The sequence below is a fragment of the Tepidibacter formicigenes DSM 15518 genome (assembly GCF_900142235.1).
Classification (GTDB): Bacteria; Bacillota; Clostridia; order Peptostreptococcales; family Peptostreptococcaceae; genus Tepidibacter; species Tepidibacter formicigenes.
Genome location: NZ_FRAE01000030.1, coordinates 13,672 through 28,748 on the forward strand (window position 1 = coordinate 13,672; position 15,077 = coordinate 28,748).

17 protein-coding genes are annotated in these 15,077 nt (G+C 26.6%); 14 read left to right on the top strand and 3 right to left on the bottom strand.

What is annotated here, in order from left to right:
- Window positions 1-80 precede the first annotated feature (80 nt).
- From BUA77_RS07285 to BUA77_RS07320, 9 genes are all read left to right on the top strand, one after another.
- Window positions 81-338: an IreB family regulatory phosphoprotein gene (locus tag BUA77_RS07285; protein WP_072888763.1), complete on the top strand. Its 258-nt coding sequence runs from the start codon at window positions 81-83 to the stop codon at window positions 336-338.
- Between the two features lie 10 nt (window positions 339-348).
- Complete coding sequence (locus BUA77_RS07290; protein ID WP_072888765.1) at window positions 349-2,499, top strand: hypothetical protein; 2,151 nt, start codon at window positions 349-351, stop codon at window positions 2,497-2,499.
- Between the two features lie 74 nt (window positions 2,500-2,573).
- Window positions 2,574-3,524: an aldo/keto reductase gene (locus BUA77_RS07295; protein ID WP_072888767.1), complete on the top strand. Its 951-nt coding sequence runs from the start codon at window positions 2,574-2,576 to the stop codon at window positions 3,522-3,524.
- 9 nt (window positions 3,525-3,533) lie between these two features.
- The gene (gene ruvX, locus BUA77_RS07300; protein WP_072888769.1) at window positions 3,534-3,953 is read left to right on the top strand and encodes a Holliday junction resolvase RuvX; all 420 of its coding nucleotides are present in this window, start codon (window positions 3,534-3,536) and stop codon (window positions 3,951-3,953) included.
- Between the two features lie 69 nt (window positions 3,954-4,022).
- On the top strand, window positions 4,023-4,283 hold the full coding sequence (locus tag BUA77_RS07305; protein ID WP_072888771.1) for a DUF1292 domain-containing protein: 261 nt from the start codon (window positions 4,023-4,025) through the stop codon (window positions 4,281-4,283).
- A gap of 131 nt (window positions 4,284-4,414) precedes the next feature.
- Window positions 4,415-4,633, top strand: coding sequence for a FeoA family protein (locus BUA77_RS07310; RefSeq protein ID WP_072888773.1), 219 nt, complete (start codon window positions 4,415-4,417; stop codon window positions 4,631-4,633).
- 12 nt (window positions 4,634-4,645) lie between these two features.
- Complete coding sequence (feoB, locus tag BUA77_RS07315) at window positions 4,646-6,508, top strand: ferrous iron transport protein B (RefSeq protein WP_072888775.1); 1,863 nt, start codon at window positions 4,646-4,648, stop codon at window positions 6,506-6,508.
- Window positions 6,509-6,579: 71 nt separating this feature from the next.
- Entirely contained in the window at window positions 6,580-6,726 is a 147-nt protein-coding gene (locus tag BUA77_RS13825) for a hypothetical protein (protein ID WP_159428965.1), read from the top strand.
- Between the two features lie 123 nt (window positions 6,727-6,849).
- Window positions 6,850-7,284 (top strand): Fur family transcriptional regulator, encoded by a 435-nt coding sequence (locus tag BUA77_RS07320; protein WP_072888777.1) that lies wholly within the window; start codon window positions 6,850-6,852, stop codon window positions 7,282-7,284.
- A gap of 94 nt (window positions 7,285-7,378) precedes the next feature.
- Here BUA77_RS07320 and BUA77_RS07325 read toward each other — a convergent pair whose 3' ends face one another.
- Entirely contained in the window at window positions 7,379-8,119 is a 741-nt protein-coding gene (locus BUA77_RS07325; RefSeq protein ID WP_072888778.1) for a metal-dependent hydrolase, read from the bottom strand.
- 188 nt (window positions 8,120-8,307) lie between these two features.
- Here BUA77_RS07325 and BUA77_RS07330 point away from each other — a divergent pair, with 188 nt between their 5' ends.
- Window positions 8,308-9,981 carry a ribonuclease J gene (locus tag BUA77_RS07330; RefSeq protein WP_072888780.1) on the top strand — a complete coding sequence of 558 codons (1,674 nt, stop codon included), beginning with the start codon at window positions 8,308-8,310 and terminating at the stop codon, window positions 9,979-9,981.
- Between the two features lie 172 nt (window positions 9,982-10,153).
- The gene (locus BUA77_RS07335) at window positions 10,154-11,296 is read left to right on the top strand and encodes a D-alanyl-D-alanine carboxypeptidase family protein (protein WP_072888782.1); all 1,143 of its coding nucleotides are present in this window, start codon (window positions 10,154-10,156) and stop codon (window positions 11,294-11,296) included.
- A gap of 87 nt (window positions 11,297-11,383) precedes the next feature.
- Here the strand turns inward: BUA77_RS07335 and BUA77_RS07340 are convergent, their stop codons facing one another.
- Both BUA77_RS07340 and BUA77_RS07345 read right to left on the bottom strand, forming a co-directional pair.
- Window positions 11,384-12,067: a YhcN/YlaJ family sporulation lipoprotein gene (locus BUA77_RS07340; protein WP_072888784.1), complete on the bottom strand. Its 684-nt coding sequence runs from the start codon at window positions 12,065-12,067 to the stop codon at window positions 11,384-11,386.
- A 209-nt stretch (window positions 12,068-12,276) separates the two neighbouring features.
- Window positions 12,277-12,519, bottom strand: coding sequence for a hypothetical protein (locus BUA77_RS07345; protein WP_072888786.1), 243 nt, complete (start codon window positions 12,517-12,519; stop codon window positions 12,277-12,279).
- A 386-nt stretch (window positions 12,520-12,905) separates the two neighbouring features.
- On the opposite strand from BUA77_RS07345, the gene BUA77_RS07350 reads away from it, so the two are divergent.
- The 3 genes from BUA77_RS07350 to scpB are packed head-to-tail and all read left to right on the top strand — an operon-like array spanning window position 12,906 to window position 14,765.
- Complete coding sequence (locus tag BUA77_RS07350) at window positions 12,906-13,502, top strand: site-2 protease family protein (protein WP_072888788.1); 597 nt, start codon at window positions 12,906-12,908, stop codon at window positions 13,500-13,502.
- Window positions 13,503-13,513: 11 nt separating this feature from the next.
- A complete protein-coding gene (locus tag BUA77_RS07355) occupies window positions 13,514-14,215 on the top strand; it encodes a segregation and condensation protein A (RefSeq protein WP_072888790.1) in 702 nt (233 codons plus the stop codon).
- A gap of 4 nt (window positions 14,216-14,219) precedes the next feature.
- A complete protein-coding gene (gene scpB / locus BUA77_RS07360) occupies window positions 14,220-14,765 on the top strand; it encodes an SMC-Scp complex subunit ScpB (RefSeq protein ID WP_072888792.1) in 546 nt (181 codons plus the stop codon).
- Window positions 14,766-15,077 lie beyond the last annotated feature (312 nt).

Genomic DNA, 15,077 nt, shown 5'->3' on the forward strand with positions numbered 1-15,077 from the left:
AAATAATTATAAAACGACATAAATGTGTTATAATAGGTTATTATAATATAGGTAAAAAATAAAAAAAAGAGGTGTTAGATATGAACAAAAATATAGATTACACTATGAAATTTGAAGGAAATATAGAGGAAAAAGTCACTCCAGAGGAAATTATATTAAAGGTATATAATGCCTTAGTTGAAAAAGGATATAATCCTATAAATCAATTAATAGGATATCTTTTATCAGGAGATCCAACTTATATAACAAGTCATAATAATGCTAGAAGCTTAGTGAAAAAATTTGAAAGGGATGAGCTTTTAGAAGAAATTCTAAAAAAATACTTAGAAGGAAAGTAGGGAGAAAAATTTGAAAAGAAAATTTTTAGTAATTTTTTTAATATTAGTTACAGCACTTAATTTTACAAGCAATATTTCTTTTTCACAAAATAAAGGAAAAGTTATTTTAATAAATATTAATAGGACTAGTATAAATGATTTAAAAGAAATTAACTCTCTTAGCAAAGAACTAAATAAAAGAGGTTATATAGGACTTATGAATATTAGAGGGTCAAAGGGAACCTCTGATATAAGATCATATGCATCAATAGGAGCTGGAACTAGAGTTTATTTAAATAATGATGACATAAATTTTAGAACTATTAATGAAGAAAACAAGGATATTTACTTAAGAAGAACAGGCATAAATCCAAAATACATAAACAATTTAAATATAAATAAGCTTAAAAGTGATAATGAAAAAGGAGAATACGGTGCATTTTTAGGAGCTCTAGGATATGAAATTAGAAACAATAATTTGAGTTTAGCCGTTTTAGGAAATGCAGATATAGATGAAGAAAAACATAGAGAAATTTGTCTTATAGGAATGGATGAAAATGGACAAATAAAAAAAGGAAACATAAGTGATTTAAATATTAAAGATAGTTTAATGCCTTTTGGAGTAAGAACAGATTATGAAAAACTTTTAGATGAAACTAAAAAATATTATGAAAATAGTGATTTAGTAATAGTAGAGCTTGGAGATACATATAGACTTGATCTTTATAAGGAAAATTTGAGTCAAAATGCTTATAAAAATATAAAAGACAAAATCAACAAAAATATAAGTAGATATTTAAATGAAGTATTTAAAATGGCACAAGAACAAGATAGAATATATATAATAAGCCCATATCCCCAAATACAGGATTATAAAAATGGATATAGACTTTCTCCTATAGTAATATTTGAAGGAAATGAAAAAGGACTTTTATCATCATCTACTACAAGAAGGAAGGGAATAATAGGAAATGTTGATGTTTCAGCAGATATACTAGATTACTTTGATGTAAAGTCAAAAGTTATGGTAGGTAAAAAAATTGAAAAAACTGTAGAAGATAATAATATAGGCTTTTTATTAGGAGATTATGAAAAAACAGTATCTAATTCAAAAATTAGAGTACCTGTTCTTTATACTTATGCTGTACTTGAAATGATAGCGTGGATACTTACAGTATTAGCTGTATTTTTTAGAAATAAAATTCCAAGAAACAGCTTTAAAATACTTAGCTCATTTTTAAAGTTTACAATGACTATACCATTTGTTCTTTTAATAGCTCCTTTATTTAATTTTAAAAGTATAATATCTATAGTTATATGTATAATAACTACTTTGAGCTTAATTTATTATTTAATTCATAAATTTGTAAAGGATGATTTAAGTAAATTAGTAATTTTAAGCTTATTAGTAGCACTTGGAGTTTTAATTGATGGAGCTACTGGACAAAATATGATAAAAAACTCCCTCTTAGGATATGATCCAATTATTGGAGCAAGATATTATGGAATAGGAAATGAATATATGGGAGTTTTAATAGGTTCATTAATTTTCTCTCTTGTTGGTCTTTTGGAAAATAAGAAAATTGGCAAAAAAATAGTTTCCATTATACTTTTAATTTCAATAGTAATTCTTGGACATCCTAAAATGGGAGCAAATGTAGGAGGAACTATTACAGCTGTATTCTCGTTTTTATATTTAATTCTTAGGCTATATGATGTAAAAATAGACATTAAAAAAATAATATTAATATGCATAGCAGTAGTTTGCGTAGTTAGTACAATGGCTATAATAGATATTTATTTTATAGGAAGCAAATCTCACTTGGCAGGAGCTGTACAAAAAATAATATCAGGTGGACCTTTAACTATAATACAAATTATAAAAAGAAAATTAGAAATGAATCTAAGGCTCATAGGAATAACAATATGGAGCAAGGTACTTATATTAGGCGTTGTAATTGTTGGAATTTTATTTTATAAACCCTTTGGGATACTTAAAAAGGTTTGTGAAAAGTATTCATATCTTACAAAAGGATGGACTGCTATTGTTCTAGGAAGTATTGTAGGATTTTTAGTTAATGATTCTGGAGTAGTAGCAGCGGCAACAAGTATTGCCTATGTTATAATTCCTCTTTTAGTTCTCATTACAAAGTATGTAGATAAATTAAACAAACAAATGTAGTTAAAATTTAAGCCATAGATTTTTAAAAATCTATGGCTTAAAAATCGGAATTGAAGGTTTAAGGGGGTGAAATTATGAAGTATAATATACTAGGAAAAACTGGATTTAAAGTATCTAAAATGTGCTTTGGAGCTTTAACTATAGGTCCACTTCAAAGAAACTTTAATCCTAAATACGGAGCAAGTATAATACTTGAAGCTTTTAACAGAGGTGTTAATTTTATAGATACAGCAGAGCTTTATGGAACATATACTCACATAAATGAAGCTTTTAAAGAATATGATAGAAAAAAAATAATACTTATAACAAAATCTTATTCATATTCTAAAGAAACTGCAAAGGAGAGTCTAGAAAAAGCCTTAAGAGAAATGAATACAGACTATATAGATGGATTTTTACTTCATGAGCAAGAAAGTGAGCATACTTTAAGAGGACACTATGAAGCTTTAGAATATTTTATAAAAATGAAAGAAAAAGGGTATATTAGGGCTGTAGGAATATCTACTCATACCATTTCAGCAGTAAAAGCAGCATCTAAAATGAATGAAATAGATATTATTCATCCAATAGTAAATAAAGCTGGCATTGGAATTCATGATGGAAATATAGATGAAATGCTTGAGGCTATAAGAGAAGCTAAAAAAAATAATATAGGAATATATGCTATGAAGCCTTTAGGTGGAGGAAATTTGATACATTCATATGATGAAGTATTAGATTATGCTCTAAATTTAAATGAGCTTGATTCTATTGCAATAGGAATGCAATCTAAAGAAGAGGTAATAGCAAACATATTAAAATTTGAAGGTAAAAAAATTCCAGATAGCATAAAAGAAAAATTAAATAATAAAAAAAGAGAACTACATATAGCAAACTGGTGTGAAGGGTGTGGTGCTTGTGTATTTAAATGTAATCATAAAGCACTATCTATAATTAATAATAAAGCAGTAGTTGATAAAAATAAATGTGTATTATGTGGCTACTGTTCAAAATATTGTAAGGATTTTTGTATAAAGATAATTTAGGAGGAAATAATGAAAAGAATAATGGGTCTTGATGTAGGCGATAAAACAATAGGAGTTGCTGTTAGTGATTTAATGGGACTTACTGCTCAAGGTATAAAAACTATAAGAAGAGAAAGTATAAAAAAAGATCTAGAAGAATTAGAAAACATAATAAAAGAAAAAGATGTAGATAAAATAGTAATAGGCCTTCCTAAAAATATGAATGGAACATTAGGTCCTCAAGGAGAAAAAACAATAAAATTTTCTGAAAAGCTAAAGAAAAAGGTAGATTTAGAAATAGAGTTTTGGGATGAAAGACTTACAACAGTAGCTGCTCATAGGTCTTTAATTGAAGCTGATGTAAGCAGAAAAAAAAGAAAAAAAGTAGTAGATATGTTAGCAGCTGTACTTATACTTCAAGGATATCTTGATATGAAAAGAAATATGTAACTTTTTATATTAAATTTGTTATCTTTAGTATATAATATATAGTAAATATTAAATTAATGAGGTGAAGTTATGCAAGAAAATATAGTAACATTAGTAGATGAAGATGGAAAAGAAATAGAATTTGAAGTTATAATGACTTTAGAAGCTGAGGAAAATGAGTATGCAATACTTATGCCATTAGAAGAAAATGAAGAAGAAGAAGCATACATATTTAGATTAGAAGAACAAGAAGATGGAGAATATTCAATTATTCCTATAGATAATGATGAGGAATATGAAAATGTTGTAGCTGTATATGAAACTTTAATGCAAGAAGAAGGGTTAGAATAAGAAAACTGCCTAAATTTTAGGCAGCTTTTTTTGTTTCAAAAACAAACTTAATGTTGACACTCATTATCATATGAAATATAATTTAATCATAAAGTGATAACGATTTTAAATTACATATAGGAGGAAATATTATGACTTTAGATATGGTAAATAGAGGTCAAAAAATAGAGGTAATATCAATACCAGATGAGAAAATAAGAGTTCAAGCAATAAGATTAGGGTTGTATGAAGGAGCTAAGCTTGTTTGTTCACAAAAAGTTTTAGCAGGACCTGTAGTTCTTCAAAATAGACTTCAAGAAATAGCCATAGGAAGAAAACTTGCACAAACAATAAAAGTAAAAGCAGTATAGGAGGAAATACTTATGTCCACATGTCATACTTGTAATCCAAATGTAAAGATAAAAGATTCAGATATAAAATTAGTTTTAGCAGGAAATCCGAATGTGGGTAAGTCTGTATTTTTTAACTATCTAACTGGGATTTATGTTGATGTATCTAATTTTCCAGGAACTACAGTAGACATAAGCTCTGGTAGATTTGAAAATTATGTAGTAATGGATACTCCAGGAGTTTATGGAATTTCTTCTTTTAACGATGAAGAAAGAGTAGCTAGAGATGTAATACTACATGCAGATATAATTTTGAATGTAGTTGATGCACTTCATCTAGAAAGAGATTTATTTTTAACACAGCAAATAATTGATACAGGAAAACCTGTAATAGTAGCTCTTAATATGATGGATGATATTAAAAGAAATGGAATAGAAATAGATATAGACAAGCTTTCAAAAGAATTAGGCGTTAAGGTTATACCTACTACTGCCATAAAAGGAGAAGGGTTAGAGGAAGTTAAAAATAGTATAAATGAAGCTAGAGTAGGAAATATATTAGAAATTGTAAAAGAAAATACACAAAAAATAAAAAAACAAGTAGATTTAGATTCAGAAAAGCTTTTAATTCTTGAAGAAGATGAAAATATAATAAAAAGACATAATATAGAAGATGCTCCAAAGTTAAGAGAAGACATATATAAACAAAGAAGAAATAGAATAGATAACATAATAGAAAGTATAATTAAGCAAACTAGTGAAGGTGCTTCTTTTAAAACTAAACTAGGAAGATGGATGGTAGAGCCTTTAACTGGTATACCTATACTTTTATTTACTTTGTATTTAATATATCAAGCAATAGGAGTATTTGTTGCTCAAACTGTAGTTGGTATAACTGAAGAGGTTATAATGGGAGAATATTATTATAACTTTATTATGAATACTTTAGGAAAAATTATTTCTCAAGATACTTTTATTGGGCATTTATTTATAGGAGAATTTGGAGTTTTAACAATGGCGCCTATATATCTTTTAGGATTACTACTTCCATTAGTTGTTGGTTTTTACTTTTTCTTATCAATTCTTGAGGATACAGGATATCTTCCAAGAATTGCAACATTAGTAGATAGAATGTTAACTTTTATTGGACTAAATGGTAGAGCAATAATTCCTATAATATTAGGGTTTGGATGCGTTACAATGGCAACAGTTACAACAAGAATATTAGGGTCAAAAAGAGAAAGATTTATTGCTACAATGCTTCTTGGACTTGCTATACCATGTTCTGCTCAGCTTGGAGTTATAGCAGGACTTATAGCATCTCTTGGTGCCAAATATACATTAATATATGTTATTACAATAATATTGGTATTTGGAATTGTTGGAGTTCTTTTAAATAAATTTATGACTGGTGAGTCGACTACATTATTAATAGATTTACCACCTCTTAGAATACCTAAAATTTCTAATGTAATAAAAAAGACTTATATAAAATCAAAGCAGTTTATAGAAGAAGCAGGTCCTTTATTTATCCTTGGAGCAGCTATAATAACTATACTTCAAGATAGTGGATTATTGGATGTAATTATAAAAGGTTTAGCGCCTTTTACAAAAGGATTTTTAAAGCTTGATCCAAGAGTTGCTCAAACATTTATAATGGGAATTATAAGAAGAGATTTTGGAGCTGCAGGATTAAGTGATTTAGCTTCACAAGGAGTTTTAAGCTCAGCTCAGCTATTAATATCTTTAGTAGTTATAACTTTATTTGTACCATGTATAGCAGCTATTATGGTTATATTTAAAGAAAGAAGCTGGAAGGAATCTGCTGCTATTTGGATAGGAAGTTTTGTAATATCATTTTTAGTTGGAGGAATTCTAGCTGTATTTGTAATATAGTTTAGTTAAGTCCCATACTATATAAAAAATAGTATTGGGACTTTTCAATTATTATGAAAGAGGGGATTATTATGGAGATTAAATGTCCTACATGTGGGTATATTATAAAAGAAAATAAAGATATGAGATGTCCAAGATGTTATACTAGTTTATTAGAGCTTTTTAAATGCACTGGAAGTTGTAAAAAATGTAATTTAAAAAAGGATTGTAAAAAGTAATAAATTTAAAGTTTTCAATTGAAAATAATATTAAAATATCAATTGATTATGCTTGACAAGTTCTTACATTTTAAATAAAATATTAATTGAAAAATATTATTATTTGAAAATGTAGGTGATTAAATGGATAATTATATAGAAGCTGTAAAAAATAAATTAAAAGAAGAAGGCTTTAAATTAACTCCTCAAAGAAGATCTATAGTAGATATAATGCTAAAAAGCAAAGGTCAGCACTTAAATAGTGAAGAAATATATGATTTAGTTAAAAAGCAGTGTCCTGAAATTGGGCTTGCTACTGTATATAGAACACTTCAATTACTAGATGATATAGGAGCTGTTTCAAAACTTAATTTAGATGATGGTTGTTGTAGGTATGAACTTAATATAAATGATGAATCACATAATCATCATCATTTAATATGTAAAAAATGCAATAAAATAATGGAAGTAGAAGAAGACCTTCTAGAAACATTAGAAGAAGAAATAGAGAAAAACTACGGATTTAAAATTTTTGATCATGATGTAAAATTTTTTGGACTATGTGATGATTGTAAATAACCCCGTGGCCTTTGCCATGGGGTTTTTTACAATCACAATAGAATTATAAATTCCATAAACTGCTCATAGTTTTTATAAGTGAATTTTTTAAAAATTAAATTTTATATTTTAAAGTATATATAACTATTGAAAAATAAATAAAAATATATATAATTTCAAATAGATTTCCTATAAAGCTACCGACTTTTATAAATCCTAAAGATATTTTTTTATTAAATATTGGATAAAATATAGGTATTCCCATTTTTGTAAAAATATCTCCTAAAAATAGGTGAGATAAATAACCAATAGTTCCATACAAAGCAATATATTCAGAACCAAGTAATTGTTCTATTTCATTTAATAAATAATATATAAACATAACACCTAAAATACTGTGAGTAAAGCCTCTGTGCTTAAGCCATGGCGCTACTCCCAAAAAAATAGATAAAGATATAAAAGGAAAAGGTGCTTTTATGTAATATAAAGATAAACTTAATATAATAGATAAAAGAGAAAATAAACATTTTCTTAAAAGTGCATGCTTTAATTTGTTTTCTATGAGTATTATTAAAGAAAAACTTATTATAAAATTTAAAACTAAGTTTTTATTAATATATATTAAAATAAAAAAAATAATCATATTAATTAAATAAAGAGTGTATCTATAAACTGCTTTAGAAAAAGAACTTTTGATTAAAGTGGTTGAAATTTTTGAGTTAGGTTCATCTATATCGGGAAGTAAAGAAAAAACACAGGCAAATATAAATCCAGATGGAGTGAGAGGCTTATCAATTAAAAGCGAAGTTTCAACAGCTGTTAATGCACCTATTGCAAAATGAGTTACACCTTTCATAAATACCTCCTTGATATAGTTTTTAATTTGAGAATATCAAAAGAATAGATGTTTGTCAAAAATTATTCTATTAATGATATATGAAAATATGGTAAAATAAATAAGTACTATGGTAATAGTTGGACGTTTTTGCTATTGCCTGATAAAAAAATGAACGGGTAATATAAGCAATTTATATATAAAAGGAGATGATTTTATTGGTTAGAAAACCTGCAAAACTAAAAGTAATACCTCTGGGGGGGTTAAATGAAATAGGAAAAAATATGACTGCTATAGAGTATAAGGATGAAATAATCGTAATTGATTGCGGCCTTAGTTTTCCTGAAGATGAGATGCTTGGTATAGATATAGTAATACCAGATATCACTTATTTATTAAAGAATAGAGATAAAGTAAAGGGAATATTTTTAACTCATGGACATGAGGATCATATAGGAGCCCTTCCTTATGTACTAAAAAAATTAAATGTACCTATTTATGGAACAAAATTAACTATAGGGCTTGTAGAGGTTAAATTAAAAGAACATAAATTAAATAATGTAAAATTAAACAGAGTAAAGCCTAAAGATAAAATTAGCTTAAATTTCATGGAAGTTGAGTTCATAAAAGCAACTCATAGTATTCCAGATGCATGTTCTATAGCTATTCATACAGAGCTTGGAACAATATTTCATACAGGAGATTTTAAAGTAGACTATACTCCTATAGATGGAGATGTAATGGATTTTCATAGAATAGCAGAGCTTGGTAAAAAAGGTGTTTTATTAATGCTTGCTGATTCTACAAATGTAGAAAGATCTGGTTATGCAATGTCAGAAAGAACAGTAGGCTCATCTCTCGATGATATATTTAGTAATGCTAAAAGGAGAATAATAGTAGCTACATTTGCATCAAATATTCATAGAGTTCAACAAATAATAAATGCAGCATATAAGTATAATAAAAAAATTGCAGTATCTGGAAGATCTATGGTAAATGTAGTGAATGTTGCTAGTGATTTAGGATATTTAACATTACCAGAAGATATATTAATTGATCTTAATGAAATAAATAATTATTCACATGATGAATTGGTTATAATAACAACTGGTTCACAAGGAGAACCAATGTCTGCACTTTCTAGAATGGCAGCGTCTGAGCATAGAAAAATGGAAATAGAGCCAGGCGATTTAGTTGTTATTTCAGCACATGCTATCCCAGGAAATGAAAAAACAGTATCAAAAGTTATAAATCAACTATTTGAAAAGGGAGCAGAGGTTATATATGATGATTTGGCAGATATACATGTATCAGGTCATGCTTGCCAAGAAGAATTAAAGTTAATGCATAGATTAGTGAATCCTAAATATTTTATCCCGGTTCATGGGGAATATAGACATTTAAAACAGCATGCAGAGCTAGCAGCATCACTTGGAATGCCAAAACAAAATATATTTACAATAACTACTGGCTCTGTAGTTGAATTTGATAGAAATAGTGCAAGAGTTGCAGGACACGTTCCTTCTGGAAATATACTTGTAGATGGACTAGGAGTAGGAGATGTAGGAAATATAGTTTTAAGAGATAGAAAGCACCTATCAGAAGATGGTCTTATGGTAGTTGTTGTTACTATTGCTAAAGAAAATGGAAAGGTTATATCAGGTCCTGATATAATATCAAGAGGTTTTGTATATGTTAGAGAATCAGAAGATTTAATAGAAAAAGCAAAAGTTGTTGTAAGAGAAGCTCTAACTCAATGTGAAAATAGACAAATAAGAGAATGGGCATACTTAAAAAATGCTATAAAGGATGAACTTAAAAATTATCTATATGAAAGAACAAAAAGAAATCCAATGATTTTACCTATAATCATGGAAGTATAGAAGTTAAAATAGAAAATATAACAGCATATAGAATAAATTATAAACAAAAAAGTTGTAATCTCTAGAGGTTACAACTTTTTTTGTTTTGTTCTTGTTTTTACCAAATTCAGATTTGTATAATAAAGTCTCCAAAGTGTAAAAATATATCTAAAAATGAAATGAGGTGAACAAAATGAAAAGAAAGTTATGTTTATTTTTAACATTATTATTAACATTATCACAATCAGTTATAGTATTAGCAAATGAAGATATAAATTTAAGTTCTAAATCGGCAATACTTATAGACGCTAAAAGTGGAACAATTCTTTATGAGAAAAATTCTCATGAAAAGCTTCCACCTGCAAGTGTAACAAAAATTATGACAATGCTTTTAATTATGGAAGCCCTTGATGAAGGCAGGATAAAGTTAGATGATAAAGTTACAATAAGTGAAAAAGCATCAAGCATGGGTGGTAGTCAGCTTTTTTTAGAGCCTGGAGAAGTTAAAACTGTTGATCAATTACTTAAAGGAATAGCAGTAGCTTCAGCTAATGATGCTTGTGTAGCCATGGCAGAACATATTTATGGAAGTGATAAAGCTTTTGTAAAGAAAATGAATGAAAAAGCTAAAGAGCTTGGAATGAAAGATACAAATTTTGTAAATACTAATGGACTTCCTGTAGAAAATCATTATACAAGTGCATATGATATAGCTTTAATGTCAAAAGAACTATTAAAGCATGAAGAAATTCATAAGTATCTTAAAATATGGATGGATGAGATTGTTGTAGGAAAGAAAAATAAGAAAATTGGACTTGTTAATACAAATAAATTGATAAGATTTTATAAAGGTGCAAATGGGATAAAAACTGGATTTACAAATGAAGCTAAATTTTGTCTTTCAGCTTCTGCTGTTAGAGATGATTTACATCTTATTTCAGTAGTTTTAGGTGCTTCAACATCTAAGGTAAGATTTAATGAAGCTTCTTCTTTATTAAATTATGGGTTTGCAAATTATGAAACAGTTAAAATATATAATAAAGGTGATGTAGTAAAAAAAATAAAATTAGACAAAGCAGATTCTGAATATGTTGAATTACTATGTAAAGAACCTATATATATATTGAATAAAAAAGGAGATAAAAAAGAATTTAAAAAGAAAATAAATATATATGAAAATATAAAATTTCCTATAAAAAAAGGAGATAAATTAGGAGAAATACAAATATACCAAGATAATAAGATACTTTTAAAATCAGATTTAATATCATCTAAAGATGTTAAAAAAGCAAGTTATATAAAAATGCTTCAAAAAGTATTAGATTATGTATTATAAAAAAGTGCAGATTATTTCTGTACTTTTTATTTTAAAAACAACAAAAGAGCTTAAGTAAATTACTTAAACTCTTTTGTTATTTTAATATTATTTAGGGCTTATTCTTCTTATAATCTCTTGAAGTTCATTACCTAAACCTGTTAAAGGTCTTCCAGCTTTTATATCTTGTCCTACTTTTTTTATTCTTTCATATAAGTCTATATCTGCAGTAACTACAACATTTGTAATATTTTTATCAGTAGCTTTTACGGTAGATTCAATTTTTCTTTTTAAATCTTCTGTTAAATTACCTTCTACATTTTTATCAAGGTCTACTCCAACCACAGCAGTATTTCCTGAAATCGCAACTGTAGAATTATTAACTCCAGATAATTTATTACAATTTCTGGCGATTTGATTACTTCTGTTATTTACAGTAGTAGTTAAATTTTGATTAGCTGATGTTCTTCCTTGTGTAATAAAATTATTTTCTCTGTTATCACCAACATAACCTATATAATCATTTACATTTCTACCCTTTGCTCTATTACCATCAAGATACCCTGTATATTTATTTCCTCTAAAATCTTCTATTCCAACGTATCCTGTGTAAGGAGTTCTTCTTGTGTTATTTAGATAATCGGGATAATTGACATTTTTATTCATCCCTATATATTGTCTAGGCTCTGTAGGTGTGACTCGAGATTGCTTATTAGCACATCCTAGAACAATTAGAGATAAACTCAATGTTACAAGCATAGTGTAGATTAGTGATTTTGAAATTTTTTTCATTAACTTCACCTCCTAATATATAGTTTGTCAAATTATATAATTTTTATTACTCAAGTTATGTAGAAACTTATGTGAAAAACACATATTTTTGAAAAAAATAGTAAATACATAAATTATTAAAAGTATTTTGTGAAATTATACAATTAAACTATTAATTGGAATAACATTATTTATTTTGAGTTTATTTTGATATTATAGAAATACAATCTTTACTCATCAAATAAAAAAGTACGAGTTATAGTTGTAGATGAATTTATGTATATTGTAACTGTTATTGATTTTGAGCTTCTTCTTGTTTCGGAAGTAAAACGTGTATCAAAATCTATATTAGCTTTAATTAATAAATTAGTTAATGCATTTAACTGAGCAAGCTTAAATGCATCAGTACATAAAAATTTTTGAAATATTTCAGTTTGAATTAAAAGCTGTATTTCCTTACTAATATTATCCATCAAAATAAACTCCTTTCCAAAAAGCATTCTTATAATTTCAAAAAAGTTTACATTTTAAAATGTTCTATAAATAATATTTTTTATAATGAATAGGAAATTATAATCCTTTTAAATTGAGGATAAATATAATTTCCGTTATGAATTTTAAGCAACGGAATTCGTTAGAATTCGTTGGCGCCATGAAATTTTAAAAAGTCTACATTGTAAAATCTTTAGAATAAAGACTTTTTTATATTTTATAGTATGAAGTATATATTGATATGTGTGATATTAAAGTATAAGAGTGTATTTTTAGAATATTCTAAGTATAGTTTTTTTCTTTCAAAAAATATATTGTTTTGTTATAATTAATAAGAAACTAAATAAAAAAATAGGAGAGATGAAAATTGATAATCGACTTTTTAGCAAGTCTTCCAGGAATACTTTTAGCTATTTCTATACATGAATTTGGCCATGGGTTTATAGCATATCTTTTTGGAGATAATACAGCAAAAAAAGAAGGAAGGCTTACAATAGATCCTATTAAGCATATTGACCCTGTTGGTTTTTTAATGTTGATGATTGCACATTTTGGATGGGCAAAGCCTGTTCCTGTTAATTCAAATAATTTTAAAAATAAAAGACTAGGAATGTTTTTAGTATCATTAGCAGGTCCTATCTTTAATATAATATTAGCTATAGCTACTATATATTTGTATGAATTTCAGCGTTCTTTCATTCATATTGAAGCTTTAGATATCATATTAGCAAATATATATCATTATAATATATTATTTGCAATATTTAATCTTTTGCCAATACCGCCACTTGATGGTTCGAAAATTTTACTTTCAATTCTTCCGTATAAGCTATATTATTACTATTATAAATACGAATATGTAGGAAATATAATATTAATATTGCTAATAATAACAAATAATTTAAGATTAGTTATTGGACCTATGTATAATGGAATAAACAACTTAATGACTATTTTTATGTAGGGAGATTTAAAATGGGATATAATATAACATTAAAAGCTTATGAAGGGCCATTAGATCTTTTGTATGATTTGATAATAAAAAATAAGATAGACATATATGATATATCTATCTTTGAGATTACAGATCAATATTTAAAATATTTAAAGAAAATGGAAAAAATGGATTTAGAAATAACAAGTGATTTTATAATAATGGCTTGCAAATTACTTGAGACAAAATCTAAATATTTATTATATAAAAAAAATGAAGAAGAAGAGGATGACCCAAGAAAAGAATTAATGCACAAATTAGTTGAATACAAAAAATTCAAAAATGTAGCTCAATTTCTTAAAGACAAAATGTATTGTGGAGAGGGAATTTTCCATAGAAAAAAAGAAGAAATTTATTTTGAAGAAAAATTAGATTTGTCTAATTTAAACATAGAGATGCTTATTAACTTTTTACCTAATATAATAAAGGAAACCAAAGTAAAGGACAATAAATTAGAGAAAGTCTATAAAAGAGAAACCATATCCTTAGAAGAACAGATAAATTATGTAAGACATGAAATTGATAAAAAGGGTACACTTTTATTTAAAGAATTAGTTAAAAGTGAAAATAAAGAAGAAATAATAGTTACATTTCTATCAATATTAGAGCTTATAAAAAATAAAGAAGTAATAATAAAGCAAGAGAATTTCTTTTCAGATATAATAGTAAAAAAGGTAGAGTGATGTTATGGAAAAAGAAAAAATAAAAAAAATAATAGAAGCTATATTATTTGCATTTTCAGATCCAATATCAATAAAGGAAGTAAGAGAAATTATAAATACTGATATGAAGCCAAAGGATATAGAAAATATTTTAGATGAATTAAAAAAAGAGTATAAAGAAGAAAATAGAGGAATACAAATATTAAAAATCCAAGATAAATATCAAATGGGAACTAATAAAGAATATGAAGAATATATTAGAAAAATATTTGAACCTAAAAAGAAAAAAAGCTTAACTCAAGCAACGCTTGAAACATTGACTATAATAGCATATAAACAACCTATTACTAAGGTAGAAATTGAGGAAATTAGAGGGGTGAAATGTGATAAAGCAATAGGAACATTGCTTGAATATAATCTAATAAAAGAAGCTGGAAGACTCAATAAAATAGGAAAACCCATAATATATAAAACAACAGATGAGTTTTTAAAATTATTTGGATTAGAAAAAATAGAAGAGTTACCACCTATAAATAATTTTGAAGAAATAAATGAAAAAAAGGCCGATTAAGCAATGTCATTAAGTTAATCAAATAATGATGTGAAAAAAATGAGGAAATTGAAAGGATATAACTTTCAATTTCCTCATTTTTTTATGAAATAGCTTTTTTAAGCATGGCAATTAGACAGAGAGGTCCTCTGTTTTAAAAAGATTCATATTTTCTAGTTTTTAGGATACCCTATATAAGAAGCTTACTGACGATTTGGTTCTGACTTTGCGGTGGTCTTTTCTTCCATTTCGTACAGGTAAAATATTCTTTTGAATAAGAGCTTCAACATTAGGTGGTGGTATATGACCTTTCCATTTGAAATATTGCATACA